Source organism: Streptomyces wuyuanensis (genome assembly GCF_900103455.1).
In the GTDB taxonomy this organism is placed as follows: Bacteria; Actinomycetota; Actinomycetes; order Streptomycetales; family Streptomycetaceae; genus Streptomyces; species Streptomyces wuyuanensis.
In genome coordinates, this window is record NZ_FNHI01000007.1 from 158,784 (window position 1) to 182,281 (window position 23,498).

At 72.6% G+C, this 23,498-nt stretch carries 16 protein-coding genes and 1 tRNA gene; 5 read left to right on the forward strand and 12 right to left on the reverse strand.

What is annotated here, in order from left to right; genetic code table 11:
- The first annotated feature begins 241 nt into the window (after positions 1-241).
- Positions 242-314, forward strand: a tRNA-Arg gene (locus BLT82_RS12740).
- 118 nt (positions 315-432) lie between these two features.
- On the opposite strand, the gene BLT82_RS12745 is transcribed toward BLT82_RS12740, so the two are convergent.
- A complete protein-coding gene (locus BLT82_RS12745; RefSeq protein WP_093654045.1) occupies positions 433-843 on the reverse strand; it encodes a hypothetical protein in 411 nt (136 codons plus the stop codon).
- A gap of 165 nt (positions 844-1,008) precedes the next feature.
- Positions 1,009-3,807 (reverse strand): helix-turn-helix transcriptional regulator, encoded by a 2,799-nt coding sequence (locus BLT82_RS12750; protein ID WP_093654047.1) that lies wholly within the window; start codon positions 3,805-3,807, stop codon positions 1,009-1,011.
- Positions 3,808-4,317: 510 nt separating this feature from the next.
- Between BLT82_RS12750 and BLT82_RS12755 the strand changes: the two genes are divergently transcribed.
- Positions 4,318-5,517: an epoxide hydrolase family protein gene (locus BLT82_RS12755; protein ID WP_093654049.1), complete on the forward strand. Its 1,200-nt coding sequence runs from the start codon at positions 4,318-4,320 to the stop codon at positions 5,515-5,517.
- Between the two features lie 147 nt (positions 5,518-5,664).
- Here the strand turns inward: BLT82_RS12755 and BLT82_RS12760 are convergent, their stop codons facing one another.
- The 3 genes from BLT82_RS12760 to BLT82_RS12770 form a co-directional block, all read right to left on the reverse strand.
- A complete protein-coding gene (locus BLT82_RS12760) occupies positions 5,665-6,243 on the reverse strand; it encodes a flavoprotein (protein ID WP_093654260.1) in 579 nt (192 codons plus the stop codon).
- 234 nt (positions 6,244-6,477) lie between these two features.
- A complete protein-coding gene (locus BLT82_RS12765; protein WP_093654051.1) occupies positions 6,478-7,875 on the reverse strand; it encodes an MFS transporter in 1,398 nt (465 codons plus the stop codon).
- Positions 7,876-7,878: 3 nt separating this feature from the next.
- Positions 7,879-8,790 carry an alpha/beta hydrolase gene (locus BLT82_RS12770; protein ID WP_244291940.1) on the reverse strand — a complete coding sequence of 304 codons (912 nt, stop codon included), beginning with the start codon at positions 8,788-8,790 and terminating at the stop codon, positions 7,879-7,881.
- A gap of 539 nt (positions 8,791-9,329) precedes the next feature.
- On the opposite strand from BLT82_RS12770, the gene BLT82_RS12775 reads away from it, so the two are divergent.
- Positions 9,330-9,821 (forward strand): cupin domain-containing protein, encoded by a 492-nt coding sequence (locus BLT82_RS12775; protein WP_093654053.1) that lies wholly within the window; start codon positions 9,330-9,332, stop codon positions 9,819-9,821.
- 95 nt (positions 9,822-9,916) lie between these two features.
- On the opposite strand, the gene BLT82_RS12780 is transcribed toward BLT82_RS12775, so the two are convergent.
- The 4 genes from BLT82_RS12780 to BLT82_RS12795 all read right to left on the reverse strand — a co-directional run bounded on the left by BLT82_RS12780 (position 9,917) and on the right by BLT82_RS12795 (position 16,131).
- Positions 9,917-10,378, reverse strand: a complete 462-nt coding sequence (locus tag BLT82_RS12780) for an anthrone oxygenase family protein (protein ID WP_093654264.1) — start codon at positions 10,376-10,378, stop codon at positions 9,917-9,919.
- Between the two features lie 231 nt (positions 10,379-10,609).
- Positions 10,610-12,205 (reverse strand): vWA domain-containing protein, encoded by a 1,596-nt coding sequence (locus BLT82_RS12785; protein WP_093654055.1) that lies wholly within the window; start codon positions 12,203-12,205, stop codon positions 10,610-10,612.
- Between the two features lie 198 nt (positions 12,206-12,403).
- Positions 12,404-13,300: an ABC transporter permease gene (locus BLT82_RS12790; RefSeq protein ID WP_093654057.1), complete on the reverse strand. Its 897-nt coding sequence runs from the start codon at positions 13,298-13,300 to the stop codon at positions 12,404-12,406.
- The gene (locus BLT82_RS12795; protein ID WP_093654266.1) at positions 13,297-16,131 is read right to left on the reverse strand and encodes an alpha/beta fold hydrolase; all 2,835 of its coding nucleotides are present in this window, start codon (positions 16,129-16,131) and stop codon (positions 13,297-13,299) included. Before BLT82_RS12795 ends, BLT82_RS12790 begins: the two co-directional genes overlap by 4 nt.
- A 482-nt stretch (positions 16,132-16,613) precedes the next feature.
- Here BLT82_RS12795 and BLT82_RS12800 point away from each other — a divergent pair, with 482 nt between their 5' ends.
- The gene (locus BLT82_RS12800) at positions 16,614-17,783 is read left to right on the forward strand and encodes a S8 family peptidase (protein WP_093654059.1); all 1,170 of its coding nucleotides are present in this window, start codon (positions 16,614-16,616) and stop codon (positions 17,781-17,783) included.
- Positions 17,784-18,087: 304 nt separating this feature from the next.
- On the forward strand, positions 18,088-19,041 hold the full coding sequence (locus BLT82_RS12805; protein ID WP_244291941.1) for a YihY/virulence factor BrkB family protein: 954 nt from the start codon (positions 18,088-18,090) through the stop codon (positions 19,039-19,041).
- Between the two features lie 173 nt (positions 19,042-19,214).
- Here BLT82_RS12805 and BLT82_RS12810 read toward each other — a convergent pair whose 3' ends face one another.
- The 3 genes from BLT82_RS12810 to iolB are packed head-to-tail and all read right to left on the reverse strand — an operon-like array spanning position 19,215 to position 23,484.
- Positions 19,215-20,717: a CoA-acylating methylmalonate-semialdehyde dehydrogenase gene (locus BLT82_RS12810; protein WP_093654061.1), complete on the reverse strand. Its 1,503-nt coding sequence runs from the start codon at positions 20,715-20,717 to the stop codon at positions 19,215-19,217.
- Positions 20,718-20,740: 23 nt separating this feature from the next.
- Positions 20,741-22,657: a 3D-(3,5/4)-trihydroxycyclohexane-1,2-dione acylhydrolase (decyclizing) gene (gene iolD, locus BLT82_RS12815; RefSeq protein ID WP_093654063.1), complete on the reverse strand. Its 1,917-nt coding sequence runs from the start codon at positions 22,655-22,657 to the stop codon at positions 20,741-20,743.
- The gene (iolB, locus tag BLT82_RS12820) at positions 22,654-23,484 is read right to left on the reverse strand and encodes a 5-deoxy-glucuronate isomerase (protein ID WP_093654065.1); all 831 of its coding nucleotides are present in this window, start codon (positions 23,482-23,484) and stop codon (positions 22,654-22,656) included. Before iolB ends, iolD begins: the two co-directional genes overlap by 4 nt.
- Positions 23,485-23,498: the final 14 nt, after the last annotated feature.

Consider the following 23,498-nt stretch of genomic DNA (forward strand, 5'->3'; position numbering starts at 1 on the left):
GCAGACGGGACAGACGGGACGAGTGGGACGCAGGCATAACGAGTGCACAACACCCGAGGTGTGACGCGAAAAAAGCGCTGCAAGAATCGCATCTGCCTGCGATTATCGGTTCGCTTCACCGAACCTCCACATCGTGCCACGCAGGTGAAGCATCCGGGGCAGGGCGATCGGAGCCCTATCCTTGTCCCGGCAAGGTCACGGCCGACCCACCAGGGGCTCCAGGCCACCGAGGCCACATCGGGCCCCCGTAGCTCAGCGGATAGAGCAGGCGCCTTCTAAGCGCTTGGCCGCAGGTTCGAGTCCTGCCGGGGGCGCACAGAGTGCACGGCCCGCAGGCCCTCCCACCGGGAGGGCCTTCTTGCTGGTCAGCGGGACCCTAGCGGGCGGACGGTAGTGGACGCGTAAGCGCGGGTGGCGGCCAGGACGCGTCCCCTAGGCGTGGCCGGCTGCCGGGGGGCCGTGGCGTTTCGCGGAGGCGATCACGGCGGAAACGGCCGTGGTCGCGATGAGACTTCCCACCGTCACCATCCCCACGCCGACCACGAACAGGCCGCTGCCGTCGTCCGACCAGTCCCAGTACGCGGCGGCGGTCAGGCCGCCCGTGGTGCCGAGCACGGCGCCGGCGATACGGCGACGGGACGCGGCCCAGCAGACCGGCACCAGCAGGGTCAGCACCAGTCCGATCACCTGCCACGGCTCGTACGGCCCGGTGGTCGTTCCGTCGCGTTGCACGTCGCGGTGCTGGTCCCAGCCCAGCCAGGCGGCCCACAGCACCGGCGCCGCGAGGGCCGGCACCAAGGTCGCCGGCAGCCGGGGAACGAGCGTCAGGAGTCGTTGTCGCATGTCCTCAGCCTCCCGGCGCGCCTCGAGACCGGGCAGAGCGCAAGTACTCACTCCCGCCCGAGTACTTCGGCCGGTCGCTCGCCGCACACGACCGGTGCCGTACGCAGGTCGCGGCAGGCGCAGGGGTGGACGGTGGCCGCCAACTGCCGGCGTGGGCCTGCCGGTTCAGGCAGCCCGCGTCCCCGGTCGCGGCGTGGACAGCGCGGAGCGAAGGTGTCGGCGGGAGGTGACGCCGAGTTTGGCGAACACGTTGCCGAGGTGCCACTCCACCGTGCGCGGGCTGATGAACAGCTGGGAGCCGATCTCGTGGTTGGTGTGCCCGTCCCCGGCCAGCCTGGCGATCTGGGCCTCCTGGCTGGTGAGTTCGGAGACGGCACCGGCCGTCCGCTTGCGCACGCTCTCCCCGGCCGCCATGAGCTCCCGGCGGGCGCGCTCGGCGAAGCCGTCGGCCCCGATGCGGCTGAACGCCTCGTAGGCGGCACTCAGCTCGGTACGGCTCTCCGGACGGCGGTTCCGGCGACGCAGCCATTCGCCGTACAGCAACCGGGCGCGGGCCAGATGGAGGGCGACACGGCAGTGGCCGAGGTGCTCGATCGACTCCCGGTAGAGCGCATCGGCGGCTGCGTCGTCGCTCAGCAGCGCACGCGCGGAGGCCTCCACGCCGAGGGCCCACTCGGTGCCGGCGGCGCGGGCGCGTTCGGTGAGTCCGGCCAGGGCGGCCTCCGCGGTCGCCGGCTGCCCGCGGCGATGAGCCGCCTCGATCAGTTCGGCCAGAGCCCAGCCGTGGAAGCCCAGATCCTCGTACTGACACGCGCTGGTCGCGGCGGCCAGCGCGGTGTCGTAGCGCCCGAGGCCGTTGTAGAGCACCGCGGTCGCGTAGTCCGCCAGGCCGAGCACGCGCCCCTCGCCCCGGGCACTCACCTCCTCGGCGACCGTCCCGATCAATTCCATTGCCCGCGACTCGTGTCCGCGCCAGGCGCCGAGCACCAGTGACGTGTACATCATGGGCACGCCGCCCATGGCCTCCGAGATCGCCGTCGCCTCGTCGATCAGGGTCTCCGCGGTGTCGAATTCACCGGCGTGCACGCGGAAGCACGCCTCGTAGGTCAGTGCCATGGGGAGGACGGCGAGGGCGCCCGCCTCGCGGGCGATTCCGACGGCGCCCGTCGCCAGATCGTGCCAGGCGTCGTCGTCCCACAGTTCGGCGGCGAGAGGTTCGGGCGTCACCCGGAACGCCAGCCACAGCCAGCGCCCGTCCGCACCCGTCACGCCCGCTCTCTGCTCCCGCCGGACGGCGTCCAGCGCACGCCGCAGTCCGTCGACGCCGGCGGCGTGGCCGTCGATGATCAGGCCGGTCATGCCGTCGAGGAGGACGTCGACCATTCTCGGCGGCACCGGGGCCGGCGGGCCGGCGCGGGCCGTCTCGGCCACCGTCCGCTCCGCGGGCCCTTGGCTCAGCCGCCCGGCGAAGATCGCGGCGCCGGTCGCTTCCAGCAGCGTGTCACGGGCGAGGGCCGCGTCGAGGGGCGCCAGCCGGTTCGCGGCGTCGAGCAGGAGCCGGGGCGCGTCACCGCCGCGCACCTGGGAGAAGACCAGCCGGGCCCGCAGCCGCTCGAGGCGGGCGCGCTGCAGGTCGCCGAGCGGGCCGGACTCCGCGGTGGCGAGCAGGTCGTGGGCCTGTTCGGCCGCGCCGGCGTCGATCTCGTACTGGACGGCCGCCAGGACGCGCGTGACACGGCGCCCGGGGTCGGGGGTCAGTTCCGCCGCGCGCCGCAGGAACGAAGCCGCCGCGGCGGCTCCTCCCCTGCCCTGGGCCCGGTCCGCGGAGCGTTCCAGGTCGAGGGCGACGCTCTCGTCGGGCTCTGCTGCCGCGTGCGCACGGTGCCAGGCCCTGCGGTCTGGATCACGACGGGGGTCGGTGGCCTCCGCCAGCGCCCGGTGCGCCGCCCGGCGGTCCGGCGCGGACGCCGTCCGGTAGACGGCCGCACGCACGAGGGGGTGGTGGAAACGGACCCTGGCGCCGAACTCGACGAGCCCGGCGCTCTCTGCGGCCGCCGCGGCGTCCTCCGGAATGCCCTGCAGCCCGGCGGCGCGCCTCAGCAGACACACGTCTCCGGTCGGCTCGGCCGCTGCGGTCAGCAGCAGCCGCCGGCCGTCCTGCGAAAGCGACTGGAACTGCCGGTGTACGGCGTTCTCGATACGGCCCGCCAGAGGCCGTCTGTCGGGGACCCAGAATCCGCCCGCCAGTTCTGCGGGGGCGAGGAGGCGCGGCAGTTGCAGCAGGGCCATCGGGTTGCCGTGGGCCTCGGCGACGATGCGGTCCCGGACCAGCGGGTCGAGCGGTGCGCGTACGGCGGAGGTGAGCAGCGTTCGAGCGTTGTGCTCGCTGAGCTCCTCGACGGTCAGTTCCGGCAGCCCGGTCAGCGCACGATCGTCATCGGACTCCCGCAGGGCGAAGACCAGTGCCACCGACTCGGCCTGCAGACGCCTGGCCACGAACGCCAGCACCTGAACGGATCCTTCGTCGAGCCACTGCGCGTCGTCGACGAGGCAGGCCAGCGGCTGATCCTCGGCGGCGCCCGCCAGCAGACCGAGCACGGCCAGACCTACGAGGAACCGGTTCGGTGCGTTGCCCTCCTTCAGCCCGAACGCGACCGAGAGGGCATCGCGCTGCGGCCCGGGCAGGCGATCGAGTTCGTCCAGGAGGGGTGCGCAGAGCTGGTGGAGGCTCGCGAAGGGGAGCTCCATCTCGGATTCGATGCCTGCGACGCCGATGGTACGAAAGCCGGTCGCCCGGTGCTCGGCGTACTCCAGCAGCGCGGTTTTGCCGATGCCCGGCTCACCGCGGAGGACCAGGACGGCGCTGGTGCCCGAGCGCGCCTCGGCCAGCGCCCGGTCCAGCGCCGCCTTCTCGTGCTCCCGGCCGCGCAGTCCCACCTGTGGGTCGCCGGCAGGCGCTCTCATGCTTCGACTTTCCGGTCGGCTGCTCGCTGCGTGTGCGACCGACGGTGAAGCCCGGGTCGTGACGGGGAGGGCTGCCTGCTGAGCCTCGTCGCGCCACTCCGGCGTGCACCGGCGGGCGAACACCCGGATCGACCGCTCGGCTGCGGAAAGCCGCTTCCCGACAGCCTGTCGCGATCGGCTCGCACTTAGCACATTTACCCATTTTCCCCCTTCCTTCAAAGAACCGGACTCCTTCTCCGCATTGCGCACCCTTTCTCCGGAGGCGCGGACCCGTTCCCCGGAAGCGCGGAACGGACGGAGCGTGAGCAGGGATCCCCGATCGGTGACGCCACTCCTCAACGCCCCTGGTCCGTCGTGCACCGGAGATCCCCGGCCCGGGACCGGACGCCGCACCCCGGGGGCGACCACGGGGTCGACACCCGGGGTTTTCCCCGGGTCGACGCCCGCGCGGCGGAGCGACTGTGGTCGAGCAGGCGACACGAGGTCGCCCACCACACCAAGGAGACGTACATGTCCGTGACTCCCGGAACGACGGCGATACGCCCCTTCACCTTCGAGTTCTCCGACGCGGAGCTCGACGACCTGCGCGCACGCATCCTGGCGGCGCGGTGGCCCGAGAAGGAGACCGTCACCGATCAGTCGCAGGGCACCCAGCTCGCCACCATCCAGGAGCTCGCACGCTACTGGGCGACGGAGTACGACTGGCGCAAGGTCGAGGCGAAGCTGAAGGCCCTGCCCCACTTCATCACCGAGATCGACGGACTCGACATCCACTTCATCCACGTGCGCTCCAAGCACGAGGACGCGCTGCCGCTGATCGTCACGCACGGCTGGCCCGGCTCCGTCGTCGAGCAGCTGAAGATCGTCGAGCCGCTCACCGACCCCACCGCCCACGGCGGGGAGGCCTCCGACGCCTTCCACCTGGTGATCCCGTCCATGCCGGGGTACGGCTTCTCCGGCAAGCCCACCACCACCGGCTGGGGACCCGAGCGCATCGCCCGTGCCTGGGGCGAACTGATGAAGCGCCTCGGCTACACCAGGTACGCCGCGCAGGGCGGCGACTGGGGCGCGGTGGTCACCGACACCATGGCCGTGCAGCGGCCCGAGGGCCTGATCGGCATCCACACCAACATGCCCAAGGTGGTTCCGCCCGCCATCGAGGCGGCGATCGTGGCCGGGAACCCGCTGCCGTCCGACGTCGTCCTCGCCAACGACGAGGAGAAGGCGGCCGTCGAGCAGCTCGACTTCGTGTACCGGCACGTCTACTACGCCTACATGATGGGGTCGCGTCCGCAGTCGCTGACGGCCTTCGCGGACTCTCCCGTCGGTCTGGCGGCCTTCATGCTCGACCACGACCGGGACAGCCTGGCCCTGATCTCGCGTTCGTTCGCCGGGCAGCGCGAGGGCCTGACCCGTGACGACGTCCTGGACAACATCACGCTGTTCTGGCTGACGAACACGGCGGTCTCCGCGGCGCGTCTCTACGCCGAGAACAAGTCCCCGTTCTTCGGCGCCAAGGGCGTCACCCTCCCGGTCGCCGTCAGTGTCTTCCCCGACGAGCTCTACCAGGCTCCGCTGAGCTGGGCGAAGCAGGCGTACCCGAACCTCGTCCACTACAACAGGCTCCCCAAGGGCGGCCACTTCGCGGCCTGGGAGCAGCCGGAGCTGTTCGTCCAGGAAGTCCGCACGGGCCTGCGGTCGCTCCGCTAGGCGCCTCCGCCAGGTGCACGGGGCACGGCCCCACTGAGCCGGGCGAAGCCACCGGGGGACGAGCGGGCCCGAAGGCCCGCTCGTCCCCCGGCACGCCGACAAGGCGCGTGGAGAGACCGGCGGTGCCGACCGATCATCGGTACGTGTTCAGGGAGCCGGCCTCGCCGTGAGCAGTTCGAGCGCCTCCTCCCAGCGGAACACGTCGGCGCCGCCGGTCTCCGGCTGCGCCGACGGCTCGTGGGAACCGATCCGTACGCCCATGCCCCGCAGCCGCTCCAGGCTCTGGCGGTACGCGGGGTGGGCGGCCTGTGCCGCGTTCAGGCACGGCAGCACGGCTATCGGGACGCCCGAGCCGTACGCCTCGCAGAGGATGCCCAGGGCGAGGGTGTCGGAGATCCCGGCCGCCCACTTGTTGATGGTGTTGAAGGTGGCCGGGGCGACCGCTATCGCGTCCGGAGGAGGCAGCGGGCGGGGGTCGCCGGGCCGCCGCCAGGCCGAACGGATCGGGAAGCCGGTCTGGGCCTCGACCGCGTTCCGGTCGATGAAGTCCAGTCCCTGCGGAGTGGCGACCACCCCGACGTCCCAGTTCCGCTCCTGCGCCGCGGTGATGAGCTTGCCGACGCCGCCCGCGATCCCCGCGGCGCAGACGACGACGTAGAGGAACGGCTTCCCGCCGGACCCGGACGGTCCGCCGGTGCCCGGCCGTCGGGGCCGGCCGGACGGCACGGGCGGCACAGGTTCTCTGGAGTTGTTCGGCTGCTGGCTCACGTCGGTCCCCCGGTCGGCGGCTGAGGCGGTGCGCACAGGCAGGGTATGCGCACCGGCTCCCGGGCGGACGCGCCCGTACGGGACGTGGGCCGAGGCACGTCCGCCGGAACGGCTGCCGCAGGCGGATGCGGCTGCCCGCCGGGCTCGGCACGCTCCCGGCGGCGGGAACACCGCGTGGCACGGCCGGACGCGTCAGACCGTCCTGTCCCGCTCCCTCGGGTCCGGTGGCTCCGGCAACTCCACTGCCGCCGGTGCTTCCCGGGCTTCCGGTGCCTCCGGGGCCTCCAGTGCCTGCGGTGCCTGCGGTGGCGGCCGAGATGCCGTACCCGCCGAGCCGGGTCGGGTCCCGTTCCCGTCTCCGGCTGCCTGCGGGTCCGGGCCCCGGGCGGCGGCACCCCTGGCCGTCGCACGCTCGACCAGCAGCGCCGCGATCGCCGCGAGCAGCGACATCAGGCCGCCCACGACGAGCCCGGAGCGGGCTCCGAAGCGCTCGGCGAGCCAGCCGGTCCCCAGTGCGCCGAACGGGGTGGACCCCTGGACGATCAAGGTGTAGAGCGCCATGACCCGGCCGCGGTAGCGAGGGTCGCTGCCCAGCTGGATGCGGTGGTTCGCCGCCTGCACGAAGTAGATCGAGGCGAAGCCGGTGAGCGAGAGCAGCACCATGGCGGCCATGAAACCCGGCGACCATCCGGCAACCGTCTCCAGCACCCCGAACAGGAGCGCCGACACGACCACGGTCCGCCCGGACGGGCGGCCTCGGCGCGCGGTGGTGACGAGCGCGGCCACGAGCGAGCCGGCGGCGAACGCCGTGGTCAGCAACCCAAAGGCATCCGCGTCCGCCCCGAAGACGGTCTTCGCCAGCAGCGGGAGGGTGAGCTGGAAGTTCAGCCCGCACAGTCCGACGACGGCGAGCAGCGCCAGCGGCAGCACCAGGTCCGGCCGGGCCAGCACATGACGCAGCCCGTCCACGATCCTCGCCCGGCTCTCGGGGGCGCTTCGATGGAGCTCCTGTGGACGCATCATGCGCAGCGCCACCACCGTGGCCAGATAGCTCGCCGCATTCAGCAGCATCACCCAGCCCGTGCCGAGGGCTGCGATCATCAGCCCGGCCAGAGCCGGCCCGACGACACGGGCGGTGCTGAAGTACGCGGCGCTCAGTGCCGACGCGTTCGGCAGCAGTTCCGCGCCGACCATCTCGCTGACGAACGAAACCCGGGCGGGCACCTCGACCGCGTTGACGACGCCGAGACCCAGCGCGAACAGGCCGATGTGCCACAGGCGCACCGCCCCGCTCAGCACGAGGGCGGCGAGCACGAGGGCGAGGACCGCCGAGATCGCGTTGGCCACCGTCAGCAGGAGCCGCTTGTCGTGGCGATCCGCCAGGCGCCCGCCGAAGAGGGTGAGGAGGAGCAACGGGGCGAACTGCAGGGCCGTCACGACCCCGAGCGCTCCGGCGGAGTCGTCCGTCAGGGCGAGAACCAGCCAGTCCTGGGCGACGATCATCATCCAGGTACCGGCCACGGACACGACCTGGCCTGCGGCGAAGAGCCGGAAGTTGCGTACCGCCAGCGAGCGGAACGGGCCCGTCACGGATCAGACCGCCGCCGCGTGCGGCTCGGGTGGCGCGCCGGACGCGTCCGGGCCGGCGCCGGCGGACTGCAGGCACTCCTCAAGGAAGCCCAGAGCCCGCAGGTGGTAGGCGCGGGCCGCCCACCCGAGGCTGATGTTGTGCCCCGCCCCCGGCAGCCGGTCCACCACGATCCGTGCCGCTCCGAGCTGTGCCGTCAGCTCGGAGACGGACTCCTCGTCGTGGCGCCACCACGCCTCGAACTCGGCGAAGGTCAGCCGGACCGGGACGCGTACGTCCGCGGCGACGGCCGGGAACTCCTCGGGCCAGCGGGCCGCTTCGGCGCGCTCCCGCGCCGGCATCCGGGCCACGACCGAGGCGGCGGCGGTGAAGGTCTCGGGCGGGTACAGACTGAGCGGCCCCCAGTTCAGCCTGCGGCTTCCGTGGGCGCCCTCGTCGGGCAGTTCCTCCGGGGCGACATCGTAGCGGTGGCCGCAGCCGGAGATGTCCAGCCCGAGCAGCAGGTCGTGGACGGCCCGCGCGGCCGCCGTCAGCGCGAGCTTGCCGCCGTAGGAGTGCGCGAGCAGGAACAGGCCGGCGCCGAAAGGGTGGACGGAGGTGAAGCCGTTCAGCGCGGCACTCAGCGACGCGGCCTGCTCTGCGAGGGTCTGGCCCTCCGGCAGCCGTTCGGCGGAGGCTCCGTAGCCGGGGCGGTCCAGGGCGAGGACCGTGTAGCCCAGGCGGGCGCCCAGGGTGAGCAGTGACAGGCCCGGGTCCGCCTGGCCGTCGAAGTACCCGGCGTTCATGCCCCCGCCGTGCAGGGCGACGACCGTGGCGCGCGGGGTACCCACGGGGACCGCCAGCAGGGCGGAGAGCGGCAGACCGTCGGCGTCCAGGGTGATGCGCCGCACTCCGCGGGAGTTGAGGGGACGGGACATGGCTGCTCCTCGGAAGGATCGGCGTACGGGACGGGGCGTCGGGCTTGCTCGGCGCCTCACGGGGCGGCGTGCGGCGGGCCTTCCCGTCGCGGCGGGCCTTCCCGTCGTGACGGGCCTTCCCGTCGTGGCAGCCACGCTCCACGACGGGTCACGGGCCCGGGTACGCCGAGGACCACCGGTGCGGTTCCGCGGTACGCCTCGGGGGTCGCTCCGCGGTACGCCTCGGCGGTGGCTCCGCCATGGGGCACTGGCGCGGAGCCGTGCCGGAGTGCGGGGCGCCGGTGTCGGGTGCGGACAGGAAAGAGCACGAGACGACCGTATGCGCATCCCTGTTCACGGCACCGTCACCACGGCACGGCCACGGCGGGGCGCCTCACCCGCTCGGCGCAGTGCGGGCCCCCGGGTGGCGATCGGAGCCCCCTCCGGGCGGCGGCGCACGTGGCTTGTCCGGCTCGGGTGGGTATGCAACACGGGGTAACATGCGGGGCTTTGGGGTCCGGAAGGACCCGTTGGGGACACGAGCGCAGGAGGAACGACACATGGCGCCCACTCCCCGGCCAGGCGTGCTCGCACTGCTGACCGAGCTGACCGGCGATCTGCCCCCGGACCGGGCCGGCGCGCTCTGGCGCCTGGCGGAGGAGTCACGGCAGCTCGACGCGAACGTGGTGCGGCTGCCCGCCGGTGGCCGGATCGCCGGTCATGTGGAACCCGACCTGGACGTGCTGCTGTACGTGGCCGAGGGTGGCGGAGTGCTCGAACTGGAGGGCCGGCCACAGGACGTGGTCGCAGGCTCTGTGGTCTGGCTGCCGCGGGGCAGCCGGCGGGCGTTGCGCGCGGGCCCCGAGGGCCTGGTGCAGCTGAGCGTGCACCGTCGGCGTCCCGGGCTCGCCATCAAGACGGCCGCGGCGACGGCCGAGGGGGGCGAAGCCGCCTGTCTGCTGGACCGGGTCTGCACGGAGTGCGGTCGCCTGGCGGCCGAGTCCGACGCCCGGTACTGCAGTCGGTGCGGCGAGGAGCTGCCCGGCCGCTGATCCGCTCCGGAAGCAGGCGGCCCGCGGGCCTCACCGGCCCGGGACCGGGCGTCACCGCGCGCGGGCCTCACCGGCCCGGGCGCGTCGAATTCGCGTCAGGTCAGCGCGGCGCCGACGAGGAGGACGAACGCCGCGAGGATCAGGCCGGTACGGATGCGGTGGTAGCGGTTCCACCTGGCCTCGAAGGCGGCGCGCACCTCGGAGTCCGGCGACGACTCCGAGGACGCCAGCGCGTTGTTCAACGGGATGTTCCCGGCGATGGTGACCAGATGGTTCAGCGCGGCGCACCCGAGCCCCGCCGCCACCAGCCACATCCGGGTGTCCGGGGCGCCCTCTCCCGGTACGGCGAGGGCGGCGGCGGGGAACACGACGACGGCCAGGAAGACCACCAGGAACACGGGCCGCGGGACCTGTTCGTTGATCCGCCGCATCGCGGGCACGAACCCGTCGTCGGAGAGCCTGGCGAGCCCGGGCATGACGCCCGTCTGAAAGATCAGCATGAACCCCGCGTAGAGACCGGTCGAGATGACGGCCAGGGCGAGCAGCAGGTCGGCCATGGTGCTCATCATGGCGCCAACGGCACCTCGCCGCAGCACACTTGCCGGGGCGCACCAGGAAGGCGGCCTTCCGGGGCCGGGCGTGGCGGCGGCGCCGGACGAGGGGCGGGGGCCCTGTGGCCATCCACCGGGCCCGCCTCCCCTCGCCGTCCGGTCCCGGCCCGCCCCGCCGCCGTCCGGGCCCGGGCCGGTGGAGTTCACCGAGCCGCGCCCGCCGCCGGCGGCCGGTCCTCAGCCCAGCAGCTTGTTCGCGCTCCGGATCGACTCGGCGAGCTGGCGCACGGAGGCGTCCTCCGTGCGGCGCGCCAGTCCGTCCGCCCGTTCCGCCAGGTCCCCCAGCCGGGGCGCGCCGGGGGTCTCCGCACCCCGCAGCCGCTGGGCGAAGTACGCGGCCGTGGCGCTGACCTGAAGGCGGGGCGGGGTTTCGCCCGCCCACAGATCGCCGTCGATCCCGGCCGCCCCGACGCTGCCCGTGGCCTCGCGCGGCGCCCTGGTGCGCGGGTCGAGCCAGCGGACGGTCGCCGTGGCGACGTGGCCGGACGCCCCCTCCTTCAGCCGTACCGCGTACAGCGCGGTCACCGCGTGGCCGGGGCCGACCTCGCCGCCGTCCACCCGGTCGTCGCGGAAGTCCTCGTTCTCCACGTGCCTGTTCTCGTATCCGACGAGGCGGAACTCCTCCACCGTTCCGCGGTCGAAGGCGACCTGCGCCTTGGCGTCGCGGGCGCGCAGTTCCAGATGGGCGGGGAGCTGGTCGACGAAGACCTTCCGGGCCTGGGCGGGGGTGGAGACGTAGGTGGTGTGTCCGTCGCCGCGGTTGGTGAGCCGTTCCATCAACTGGTCGCCGTACTCGCTGCCGACGCCGACGCCGAAGAGCGTGACGCCGAACTCCTTCCGCGCGCTCCCGATCCGCTCCAGGATGGCGTCCGCCTCGGTCTCGCCGGTGTTGGCGAGGGCGTCGGAGAGCAGCACGACACGGTTGTTGGCGCCGCGCCTGCGGCCCTCGACGGCGACGTCGTATCCGGTGCTGACGCCCGCCTCCACATTGGTGGAGTCGGTCGGTTCAAGACTGGCGACGACCTCGTGGATCCGGTCGCGGTTGCCGTCGAGACGGGTCATCGGGAGCCGGGTCTCGGCCTCGTCGCTGAAGGTCACCAGGGCGATGGAGTCGTCGTCGCGGAGCTGGTCCGTGAGGATGCCCAGGGACTCCTTGACCAGGTCGAGCCGGCCGGGCTCCGCCATCGACCCGGAGATGTCGACGACGAACGTGAGGGCGGCCGGTGGCCGTTCGGCCGTCCTGCTCGACGGTCGCGTGGCCAGTCCGACCCGCATCAGCGACCAGTTCCCGCCGTCCCCGCTCGCCACCCGCGCGCCGTCCACGGTCACGGAGAAGCCGTTGCCCTCGGGGCGCGGATAGTCCTGGCGGAAGCTGTTGACGAACTCCTCCGGCCGCACCGATCCGGGGTCCGGCAGCCGGCCGGCGGCGAGCGTCCGGCGCGCGTATCCGTAGGAGGCCGTGTCCACGTCCAGGGCGAAGGTGGACACGAGGTCCGGCGCGCGGACGGCGTCGCCCTTGTCCGCGTCCTGTGTTCCGTCCGCTCCCTCGCCTCGGTCGCCCTCGGCCGCGCGACCGCCGCCGTCGGGCGGCATCGGCGCCGGAGCGCCGTCCGCGCGGCGCTGGCCGCCCTCCGCCGAAGTACCGTCGGACTGCGCTCCCGCCCCGCAGCCCGTCAGCAGCACCGCCCCGGCCAGCAGCGCCGCCAGCGCCGCCCTCCTCCATCCGGCACGTGCCCCTGACTGCGCCGATCGCGTCCTCGTCCGGGCTGTCATGCCCCACCCCCTGAAATCGTCAGCACTTGTGAATGTGACGTCCGCGAGGGCCGGAAGGAGCAGACGAACGCGTTGCGGATGAGTCTCGATGCGGCAACGGCCCCCGGTACCGGAACCGTCGGCGCGCGCCGCACACACGTACGGCGTGGGACGCGGGATGGGCGTCCCACGCCGTACGAGGCGGGGTCCCCGCGGCGGTCAGGACACGATGTCCTTGCGTGCGAATCCGCGGAAGGCGAGGGCGATCAGCACGACAGCGAAGGTCACGGACACCGCCGTGCCCTTCAGCATCCCGCCCCATTCGAGCTGGGGCTGGAGCGCGTCCGCCCAGGCGAACTGCCAGTGCGCCGGCAGGAAGTCGCGCCACGAGCCCAGCGCCGTCACGGCGTCCAGGACGTTCCCGATGATGGTCAGCCCGACCGCGCCGCCGACCGCCCCCAGCGGCGCGTCGGTCTTCGTCGACAACCAGAACGCGAGCCCGGCGGTGACCAGTTGGGAGACGAAGATGTAGGCGACGACCAGCGCGAGTCTGGGCAGGGTGTCGGCCGTCGCCAGCGAGCCGCCGGTCGGCAGTCGCAGGGGCCCCCAGCCGTACGCCACGGTCCCCACCGCCAGTCCGACCAGCGGCAGCAGGAGCATCGCCGCCGCGCTGAAGCCCAGCGCGACCGCCAGCTTCGACCACAGCAGCCGGGACCGGGGGACGGGCGCCGCCAGCAGATAGCGCAGGGAGGACCAGCTCGCCTCGGACGCGACGGTGTCGCCGCAGAACAGCGCGACCGGCACCACCAGCAGGAACCCGGCCGACACGAACAGGCAGGTGGCCGCGAAGTTCGCCCCTGACGCCGTCGCCGTGTCCATCAGGTTGATCCGGCTGCCGCCGCCGTCGCCGCGCTCGTCCGGTGAGCCGCCGATCGCGAAGGCCACGATCAGCACGAACGGCAGGGCCGCCAGGATCGCGCCCATCACGAGCGTCCGCCGCCGTTTGAGCTGGCGTACCGCCTCGACGCGCAGCGGCAGGGTGCGGCGCGCCCGGTAGCCGGGCGCGGTCGCCACGCTCGCCGCGCGGGCCTCGGTGCGCATGGGGCTGCTGCTCATGCGGATGCTCCTCCGATCAGGGTGAGGAACGCGTCCTCCAGGCGCCGGTGCGGTCCCACTCCGGTCACCGGCACGTCGAGCCTGACGAGTTCGGCGACCAGGGCGGCGGCGCTCGCACCGTCGAGGCGGACCAGCAACCCGCCGCCGTCGGCGCGGACGGCGGAGCCGATCCCCGGCAGTGCGGCGATTTTCTCCACGAGCGGCGCGGACGGCTCCTCGGCGGTCGTCACCAGCAGCGTGTCGCCCGCGCCGGTGATGTCGGCTACGGGGCCCGCCTGCACGAGCCTGCCGCGGTCCATGACGACGAGATGCGTGCAGGACTGCTCGACCTCCGAGAGGAGGTGGCTGGAGACGATGACGGTCCGGCCCCCGGCCGCGTACCGGATCATCACGTCCCGCATCTCGCGGATCTGTGGCGGGTCCAGTCCGTTGGTGGGCTCGTCCAGGATGAGCAGGTCCGGCAGTCCGAGCATGGCCTGCGCGATGGCGAGGCGCTGCCGCATGCCCTGCGAGTAGGTGCGGACCGCGCGGGCGAGGGCGTCGCCGAGGCCCGCGATCTCGAGGGCCTCCTCGACATGCGAGTCCTCGGCGGGGCGGCCGGTGGCCCGCCAGTACAGCTCGAGGTTCTCCCGGCCGGACAGATGCGGCAGGAAGCCCGCGCCCTCGACGAAGGCGCCGACCCGGGAGAGGACGGGCGCGCCGGGCCTGATGGCGTGTCCGAAGACCCGGATCTCGCCGTCGTCGGGGGTGATGAGTCCCATCAGCATGCGGAGCGTGGTGGTCTTGCCGGCGCCGTTCGGGCCGAGGAGGCCGAGCACCTGGCCCTTCTCGACGCGGAAGGAGAGGTCCCGCACCGCGTACCGGTCGGCCGACTTGGCGTACCGCTTGGTGAGATCGGTGATCTGCAGCGGTACCTCGGCGAGCCCGGTGTCGGGGGCGGGCGCCGCGGTCCTGCGGTGCGCGGTGAGCAGCAGCGCCGCCGCCACGACGGCGCCCGCGGCGGGCAGGCCCCACACCCACCAGGGCATTCCGGCCGCCTGGGTGGTGACGCCGGGTGCGGTGGGCACGGTCACGGGCCCGGCCGGCGTGACGGCGTAGGCGGCCGGGGCGGCGGGGGACGAGTAGGCGAGGTCGGTGGCGGCGAGCACGAGCCGGAGCCGGTGGCCGGCCTCGACCTCGTGGTCCACGGCGGGAAGCGTGAGTTCGACGGTCCGGCCCGCCTTGGCGTCCTCGATCCGCACGGGGGCGACGAGCTGGGAGGGAAGCACCTGCCGGCGGCCGTCCGGGCCGACGTCGTAGACCTTGCCGAAGAGGACCGCTTCCCCGCTGTCCGAGCCGACCTTCACCCGGACGGTGGGCGAACCGGTGATCCGGGTGCGGCGGTCGAGCGGAGCGGAGTCGAAGCGGGCGTGCTGCCCGGGGAAGTCGAGCGAGAGCCCGACGCCGAGCGAGGAGAACCGGGACAGTCCGCCGCCCAGTCCGGGCACGGTGGAGATCCCCGGCGGGTTGGCCCCTGCCGGGTTGCGGAAGGACTGCGTCCCGCCGGTCAGTGCGAACTCGCGGCGGCCCGCTGCCAGGCCGGGGTACGCGTCGGCGGTGGCTCCGCGCAGGGTTGCCTGCCCATCGGTGGAGTCGACTCCTCCGGTCCGGCTGACGCGGAACGCGGGGCCGGTGTCCACGGCCTTGTTCCCGTTCAGGTACCGGTCGAACCAGGCGGAGATCCGTCCCTGGACCCTGCCCGCCTCCAGGTCGCCGCCGTCGTGCCCGCCGGCGATCCAGTCGACGGCGACGGGCGCGCCGTTGCCGGTGATCGCCTCGGCCATGGCGTCGGCGTGGGAGAGCGGGAAGAGCGAGTCGGACTGTCCCTGGACGATGAGCGCGGGGACCTTGATCCGGTCGGCGACGGCGGACGGGCTGCGGGCCTCCAGCAGGGCCCTGGCCTCGGCGTCGGGCCGGCCGCTGGTCGCGACGCGCTCGTACATGGCGCACAGGGCGGGCTCGAAGCGTCCACAGGCGGCCGCGGGCTGCGCCGCGCCGGAAGCACGGCCGCCGGCGCCCAGTTGCGTCGGGGCTCCGCCGCCGGCCTCGGTGCCCGCTTCCGTGCCGGCTCCGTCACCGTCCCGGGCCCTGCCGGTACCCGGGCCGTCCTCGGCGGGAGCGTCCGCCAGCGGTTCGCCGGCGTCGGGGACGAGCCCCGACCCGCCGGCCGAACCGGCCGTGAAGAACATGCCCGCCCAGAGTTTCTTGAACACGCCGTCCGGGAACAGTGCGTCGGCGAGGTTCCAGTACGTGATCTGCGGAGCGATGGCGTCGACCCTGCGGTCGTGGCCCGCCGCGAGCAGGGAGACGGCACCTCCGTAGGACACACCGGTGACTCCCACGCGCGGGTCGCCCTCGGCGTCCAGTTCCACCTCGGGTCGCCCGGCGAGCCAGTCGATCAGCCGTGAGACGTCCTTTACCTCGTGCTCGGGGTCGTTCAGCCCGATGCTGCCGGTGGACCTGCCGAAGCCGCGCGCCGACCAGGTCATGACGGCGTACCCGTCCCTGGCCAGCGCCTCCGCCTGCAGCCGTACGGAGTCCTTGCTGCTGCCGAAGCCGTGGCCGATCAGCACCGCGGGCCGGCGGCCGTCCCCGGCGGTGAAGTACGAGGTGTCGATCCTCGCGCCCGGCATGGTCAGCACCCGGTCCTCGCGGTGCACCGTGGCCTCGTCGTCCGAGGCCGCTGCGGTCCAGGTGCCGGCGCCCGCGAGCACGGCGAAGGCGGCGACGGCCGCGAGCCATCGGCCTCGGCGCCGGGACAGCACGGCTCGTCCGGGGAGTCGGATCCTCATGTCCGAAACCATAAGCGGACGGTTCGCCCGGCTGCCGCTGCCGCCGGTCGGAACTGCATGACCTCCTCGGGTAGTACCGGCTGCCCCGCCGTACACCAACCGCGGTACACGGAGACGGGACGCGAGTGCGCGGACGGGGGTCGAGCCATGCCTCCGGCCCTGCCCGGATCCGTCCTGAGCAGGCCGAATCCACCATCTTCGGAAGATACTTCACGACAGGTCACGTTTGGGCGGTTTCATCCGGACGCCGGGATGGGCCGCAAACGCCTGCGTGCACCACACAGATGTCGCCGATGTCCGCCAAATTGCCCATGCCACCAGGGCTTTTGATCTAACCCATCGGTAACAACCCCTTGTGTGCCGCATCACCTCACGAGACGCTGTGCCGGCATCCGCACCGCCGCGCGGATGCTTGTCGTGTTCCGATCAAAGAGAGAGGTCAGGTGCACGAGATGAGATTCACTGCCCGCCGCTCCATACGCATGGGCGCGCTGCTCCCCGCAGTCGTCGTCGCGGCCGGTCTCCAGTTCGCCGTCACCCCCACAGCGCACAGCGCGCCGCTCGGCGATCTCCGTCTCGCCCCCACTGCAACCGCCGTACACAACAGCTGGATCGTCGTCCTGAAGGACGGCGGCACCCGTGTCTCCGAACTCACCGCCGACGAGGACGTGACCCCCAAGCACGTCTTCCGGTCGGTGCTCAACGGCTTCTCCGCCTCCATGTCCAAGGCGAAGGCCGAACGACTCGCCGCCGACCCGCGCGTGGCGTACGTCGAGCAGAACAGCGTCATCCGCCTCAACGAGACCCAGACGAACGCGACCTGGGGTCTGGACCGAGTGGACCAGCGCGATCTGCCGCTGTCGACGACGTACACGCACGACACGACGGCATCGAACGTGAACGCCTACATCATCGACACCGGCATCCGCACCTCGCACGGCGAATTCGGCGGCCGGGCGAGCGTCGGCACCGACACCGTCGGCGACGGCCAGAACGGCCAGGACTGCCAGGGCCACGGCACGCACGTCGCCGGCACCGTCGGCGGCAAGTCGTACGGGGTCGCCAAGGGCGTGAACCTGATCGCGGTACGCGTCCTGGGCTGTGACGGCTCCGGAACGACCGAGGGTGTCATCGCCGGCGTCGACTGGGTGACGGCGAACGCGGCCAAGCCGGCCGTGGCCAACATGAGCCTCGGCGGCAGCGCCAGCGCCGCCCTGGACAACGCGGTGAAGCGGTCCATCGCCTCGGGTGTCAGCTACTCGATCGCGGCGGGCAACGGCATTCTGATCGGCATCCCCGTGAACGCGTGCAACTACTCGCCGGCCCGCGTCCCCGAGGCGATCACCGTCGGCGCCACGGACAGGACGGACCGGCGGGCCTCGTTCTCCAACTTCGGGTCCTGCCTGGACCTGTTCGCGCCCGGTGTGGACATCACCTCGGCGTGGAAGGACAGCGACAACGCGACGAACACCATCTCCGGCACGTCGATGGCCACTCCGCACACCGCGGGTGTCGCCGCGCTCTACCTGGCGGACCACCCCACGGCGTCACCGGCTCAGGTCCGCGACGCCCTGGTGAACAACGCGACCAGCGGCAAGGTCACGGACCCGCGCACGGGCTCCCCGAACAAGCTGCTGCACTCGCTGTTCTGATCGCGCGGCCCGGCCGGGACGGACGGCCCGGTCGTCCGGTCCGGCGTCCCGGCCGGAGCCGTCCCCGCCGCTTCGGCGGCGGCTCCGGCCGCACCGCTGCCGCGACATGCCCGAGGAGCCCTTCCCCCGACGGGGCAGGCCCGCTCCTCGGGCATCCGCCGTCCGGCGGCCTCCAGATCCGCCCCCGTGGCGCAAGGGACGCCTTGCGCGCGGGGCTCGGGCAGTCGCGCGGTCGGCGTGCCGCTTCCCGTGTCGCCCTCCATCGGTCCGGCAACCGTCCGTTAGGCTCGCGTCGCTCACCAAGGTGCTGATCTTCACGGAGGGCAGGACGACGGGGATCAATCGAGAGCGCCTCGTCAGAACACTGACGTTCTGGCTGCGGCCTGACTTCATGTTGCGGGTCGTCAACCGCTTCCAGAAGATCGTGGGCTTCGACCGCTCGATGGCCCTGGCCTCCAGCGCGTTGACTGCTTTGGTCCCGCTCTCCATCCTCCTCGGCGCCCTCTTCGCGCACTACGACGCGGCAGCGCAGATCATCCGGCGCTACCACCTCACCGGAGCAGGCGCCACGGCGGTCAACTCGCTGTTCTCCACCGCCGACGGGGCCAGTGTCAGCTTCGGGATCTTCGGGGTCGTGTTCCTGACGATCTCGGTGCTCAGTTTCGCGCGGGCGGCACAGCGGCTCTTCGAACAGACCTGGGATCTCAAGCCCCTCAGTGTGCGCAACACCCGCAACGGCTTGTGGTGGATCCTCACCTTCGGCGGCTACGCGGCGGTCACCGCGTTGCTCTCCGCGCTCCTCGGCGGTTACGCGCTGGGGCTGGCCGCCTTGGTGTGCGCGGTACCGGTGAACGCCGCGTTCCTCGTGTGGAGCGGCTGGATCCTGTCGGCGAAGCGGATCAGCCGGTCGGCCCTGCTTCCCTTCGGCGTCGTCGGCGCCGTTCTGACGGCAGCCTATTCGGTCGGCGCGCCCGTCTACCTGCCGCGCCTCTTCAACTCGTCCGCGGCGCGCTACGGGGTCGTGGGCGCGGTCTTCGCGATGATCTCCGCCCTCTTCGCGGCCATGCTCGTCCTGGTCGTGTCGGCGGCACTGGGACGGGAAGTACGGGACGAACTCGGCCGCATCCGCCGGGGCCACCGCCCTTCCGACCGCGAGGTACGCCGGCAGTGGGACAAGGTGGTCGGACAGGCCCGGTCGCGGTGGCGCACGGCGCGGAAACAGATCTCTCACCGTCAGAGCAAGGACTCGAACCCCTGACGGGCGCCACCGGAATCCGCATTCCGGCGTTCTCGGCCGGGTCAGCGGGCCGGGGCCCGCACCGGTGCACCAGGACCGGCGGCCCGCCGCGCAGCATGCGGCCCGTACGGGGTGAGGGTTCCGTACGGGCCGCAGGGTGTTGCCGGGGCGCCCGGGGGCCGGGCGCGGGGGCGTCAGTGGTTGCGCGGGAAGCCGAGGTCGACTCCGCCGTGGGGCTCGGAGGGGTCCGGCCAGCGGGTCGTGACGACCTTGCCGCGGGTGTAGAACTGCACGCCGTCGTTGCCGTAGATGTGCAGGTCGCCGAAGAGCGAGTCCTTCCAGCCGCCGAAGGAGTGGTAGCCCACCGGGACCGGGATCGGCACGTTCACGCCGACCATGCCCGCCTGCACCTCCATCTGGAAACGGCGGGCGGCGCCGCCGTCACGGGTGAAGATCGCCGTGCCGTTGCCGAACGGAGAGGCGTTGATGAGCGCGAGGCCCTCCTCGTAGGTGTCGGCGCGCAGCACGCACAGGACGGGGCCGAAGATCTCGTCCCGGTACGCGTCGGAGTCGGTCGACACCTTGTCGAGGAGTGACAGTCCGATCCAGTGGCCGTCCTCGTAGCCGTCGACGGTGTAGCCCGTGCCGTCGAGGACGACGTCTGCGCCCTGGTCCGCGGCGCCGTGGACGTACGAGGCGACCTTGTCCCGGTGGGCCTTGGTGATGAGCGGGCCCATCTCGGACGTCGGGTCGTCGCCCGGGCCGATCTTGATCTTCTCGGCCCGCTCGCGGATCTTGCCGACGAGCTCGTCTCCGACGGCGCCGACGGCCACGACCGCGGAGATCGCCATGCAGCGCTCGCCCGCGGAGCCGTACGCGGCGGAGACGGCGGCGTCCGCGGCGGCGTCCAGGTCGGCGTCCGGCAGGACGAGCATGTGGTTCTTGGCGCCGCCGAGCGCCTGGACGCGCTTGCCGTTCGCCGAGGCGGTGGTGTGGATGTGGCGGGCGATCGGCGTGGAGCCGACGAAGGAGATCGCCGAGACGTCCGGGTGCTCCAGGAGGCGGTCGACGGCGACCTTGTCACCCTGGAGGACGTTGAAGACGCCGTCCGGCAGACCCGCCTCGGCGAGCAGCTCGGCGAGCTTCAGCGACGGGGACGGGTCCTTCTCGCTCGGCTTGAGGACGAAGGTGTTGCCGCAGGCGATGGCGAGCGGGAACATCCACATCGGCACCATCGCGGGGAAGTTGAACGGCGTGATGCCGGCCACGACCCCCACGGGCTGGCGGATGGCCGCCACGTCCACCCGGTTCGACACCTGGGTCGACAGTTCGCCCTTGAGCTGCGTGGTGATCCCGCAGGCAAGGTCAACGATCTCCAGACCGCGGGCCACCTCGCCGAGCGCGTCCGAGTGGACCTTGCCGTGCTCCGCGGTGATCAGCTCGGCGATCGCGTCGCGGTTGGCGTCCAGCAGCGCGCGGAAGCGGAAGAGGATCGAGGTGCGCTGGGCCAGGGAGGAGGTGCCCCAGGTCTCGAAGGCGGCCTTGGCCGAGGCTACGGCGGTGTCGACCTCCTCGACGGACGCGAGCGCGACCCTCGTGGTCACGGCACCGGTCGCCGGGTCGGTGACCGGTCCCCAGTTGCCGGACGCGCCCTCGACGGTCTTGCCACCGATCCAGTGGTTGACGGTCTTCGTCATGACGGAAAGCTCCTTCAGGTCCCTCAGAGATGGCGGCGCCGGGCTGCGACTTGCCGGTCGTACTCCTCCCGGGCCTTGACCGCCGACGGCCGGGCCGCGGTCTCGGCCACAGGAACATCCCACCACGCCTGTGCCGGGGGCGCGCCCGACACAGTGTCTGCCGTTTCGGTCTCGACGTAGACACATGTGGGCCGGTCCGACGCACGGGCCTCGGCAAGGGCTTCGCGCAGGTCACGCACGGTCTTGGCGCGGATGACCCGCATTCCGAGGGAGGCGGCGTTGGCTGCGAGGTCGACCGGGAGCGGCGTGCCCGTGTAAGCGCCTCCGCCGGAGTCCCCGGGGCTTCCCGGCCCTCCGGCCTGCGGTGCCCCGGGCTCCCGGTGGCGGTAGTCCGTGCCGAACCGCTCCGAGCCGACCGCCTCGGAGAGACCGCCGATCGACGCGTACCCGTGGTTCTGCAGGATGACGACCTTGATCGGGACGTTCTCCTGGACCGCTGTGACGATTTCGGTGGGATTCATCAAATACGTACCGTCACCGACGAGCGCCCAGACCGGCCGCCCGGGCGCGGCCATGGCGACCCCGATCGCCGCGGGGATCTCGTAGCCCATGCACGAGTAGCCGTACTCCACGTGGTACTGGTCACGGGAGCGCGTCCGCCACAGCTTGTGGAGGTCGCCCGGGAGGGAGCCCGCCGCGTTGATCACGATGTCGTCGCCGGTGACCAGGCCGTCCAGCACGCCGAGGACCTGGGTCTGGGTGGGGCGGACGTCGGCGTCGGGCGCCTCGTAGGCGGCGTCGACCCGGTGCTCCCAGTGCTCCTTGTCGCGCGTGTACCGCGTCTCGTAGCCGTCCTCGACACGGTGTCCCTCCAGGGCCTCGGTCAGCGCCTCCAGTCCGGCCCCGGCGTCCGCGACGAGCGGGAGCGCGGCGAGCTTGTGGGCGTCGAAGCCGGTGATGTTGAGGTTGAGGAAGCGCACACCGGGATCGGCGAAGAGGGTCGCCGAGGCGGTGGTGAAATCGGTGTAGCGGGTGCCGACGCCGATGACCAGGTCGGCCGACCGGGCGAGTTCGTCGGCTGTCGCGGTGCCGGTGTGACCGATGCCGCCGACGTCCGCCGGGTGGTCGTGGGGGAGCGAGCCCTTCCCGGCCTGCGTCGAGGCGACGGGGATCCCGGTGGCTTCGGCGAAGGTCCGCAGCGCGCCCTCGGCCCTGCTGTGGTGCACTCCCCCGCCCGCGACGACCAGGGGCCGCCGCGCGGACCGTACGGCGCGGACCGCGGCCGCGAGTTCCTCCGGATCGGGCTGCGGCCGGCGCACCTGCCAGACGCGCTCGGCGAAGAACTCCTCGGGCCAGTCGTACGCCTCCGCCTGCACGTCCTGCGGCAGTGCGAGCGTGACCGCCCCCGTCGCGGCCGGGTCGGTGAGCACCCGCGCCGCGGCGAGGGCGGCCGGGATCAGCGCTTCGGGACGGGTGATCCGGTCGAAGTAGGCCGAGACCGGGCGCAGGCAGTCGTTGACGGAGACGTCGCCCGCGTACGGGACCTCCAACTGCTGGAGGACCGGGTCGGCGGGGCGGGTCGCGAAGGTGTCGCCGGGCAGGAGCAGGACCGGGAGCCGGTTGACTGTGGCGAGGGCCGCTCCGGTGACGAGGTTGGTGGCGCCCGGGCCGATGGAGGTCGTGACGGCGTGCGTGGACAGGCGGTTCGACTGGCGGGCGTGGCCGACGGCCGCGTGCACCATCGCCTGCTCGTTGCGGCCCTGGACGAAGGGCATCTCCTCGGACTCGAGGAGGGCCTGGCCGATTCCGGCGACGTTGCCGTGGCCGAAGATGCCCCACATGGCTCCGACGAGCCGCTGCCTGCGGCCGTCCCGCTCGGTGTACTGGCGGGCCAGGAAGCGCAGCAGCGCCTGGGCGACGGTCAGCCTCTGTCCGCTCATCGGTAGCCCTCCGTGTGGTCGGGGTGGAAGCAGATCCGCCAGGCGCGCTCGGGCCCCGGGCCGGCCATGACGTTGAGGTAGTACATGTCGTGGCCCGGGGCGGCGATGGAAGGACCGTGCCAGCCGTCCGGGACGAGGACGGCGTCACCGCTGCGGACCTCGGCGAGAAGGTCGGTGCCGCCGGGACGGGACGGTGACACGCGCTGGTAGCCGAGGCCGTGCTCGCCCTCGATCTCGAAGTAGTAGATCTCCTCCAGCTCCGTCTCCTCGCCGGGGCGGTTCTCGTCGTGCTTGTGCGGCGGGTACGAGGACCAGTTGCCTCCGGGGGTCAGCACCTCGACGGCGATGAGGCGGTCGCAGGCGAAGGAGCCGGCGGCGGCGAAGTTGTGCACGCGGCGCGTGCAGGTGCCCGAACCGCGGTCCTCGACGGGGACCTCCGGCGCGGGGCCGCGGCGAGCGGGGAGTCGTCGCTCGCACCTCGCTCCTGCCAGGGCGAAGCGGCCTCCCGCGCCGGAGGCGATCAGTACCCGGGCATCGCGCGGGACGTACGCGAAGTCGGTGACTCCGGCGAACACGCTTGCTCTGCCCAGCAGTTCCATGGTCGCGCCATCGGTCTGCACCGTGCACCCGCCGGCGAGCGGCAGCACGATCCACTCGCTGTCGCCGGTGTCCAGCAGATGGGAGGCGCCGGGGGCCAGCTCCAGGATCCGCAGCGCGGAGTACCCCCAGCCGGCCGTCTCGGGTTCGATGTCGAGCGCGTACGGCCCGTCGGCCGCGGTCCCCGCCCGCAGATGGCGCTCGTGTGCGGTGTCGTCCCTGTGGTCCATGAGTCCTCCGTACC

What these genes read in the sequence shown, in the direction of transcription:
- BLT82_RS12745 (WP_093654045.1), bottom strand. Translation starts at nt 843, where the DNA reads ATGCGACAACGACTCCTGACGCTCGTTCCCCGGCTGCCGGCGACCTTG.
- BLT82_RS12750 (WP_093654047.1), bottom strand. Translation starts at nt 3,807, where the DNA reads ATGAGAGCGCCTGCCGGCGACCCACAGGTGGGACTGCGCGGCCGGGAG.
- BLT82_RS12755 (WP_093654049.1), top strand. Translation starts at nt 4,318, where the DNA reads ATGTCCGTGACTCCCGGAACGACGGCGATACGCCCCTTCACCTTCGAG.
- BLT82_RS12770 (WP_244291940.1), bottom strand. Translation starts at nt 8,790, where the DNA reads ATGTCCCGTCCCCTCAACTCCCGCGGAGTGCGGCGCATCACCCTGGAC.
- BLT82_RS12775 (WP_093654053.1), top strand. Translation starts at nt 9,330, where the DNA reads ATGGCGCCCACTCCCCGGCCAGGCGTGCTCGCACTGCTGACCGAGCTG.
- BLT82_RS12780 (WP_093654264.1), bottom strand. Translation starts at nt 10,378, where the DNA reads ATGGCCGACCTGCTGCTCGCCCTGGCCGTCATCTCGACCGGTCTCTAC.
- BLT82_RS12785 (WP_093654055.1), bottom strand. Translation starts at nt 12,205, where the DNA reads ATGACAGCCCGGACGAGGACGCGATCGGCGCAGTCAGGGGCACGTGCC.
- BLT82_RS12790 (WP_093654057.1), bottom strand. Translation starts at nt 13,300, where the DNA reads ATGAGCAGCAGCCCCATGCGCACCGAGGCCCGCGCGGCGAGCGTGGCG.
- BLT82_RS12795 (WP_093654266.1), bottom strand. Translation starts at nt 16,131, where the DNA reads ATGAGGATCCGACTCCCCGGACGAGCCGTGCTGTCCCGGCGCCGAGGC.
- BLT82_RS12800 (WP_093654059.1), top strand. Translation starts at nt 16,614, where the DNA reads ATGGGCGCGCTGCTCCCCGCAGTCGTCGTCGCGGCCGGTCTCCAGTTC.
- BLT82_RS12810 (WP_093654061.1), bottom strand. Translation starts at nt 20,717, where the DNA reads ATGACGAAGACCGTCAACCACTGGATCGGTGGCAAGACCGTCGAGGGC.
- iolD (WP_093654063.1), bottom strand. Translation starts at nt 22,657, where the DNA reads ATGAGCGGACAGAGGCTGACCGTCGCCCAGGCGCTGCTGCGCTTCCTG.
- iolB (WP_093654065.1), bottom strand. Translation starts at nt 23,484, where the DNA reads ATGGACCACAGGGACGACACCGCACACGAGCGCCATCTGCGGGCGGGG.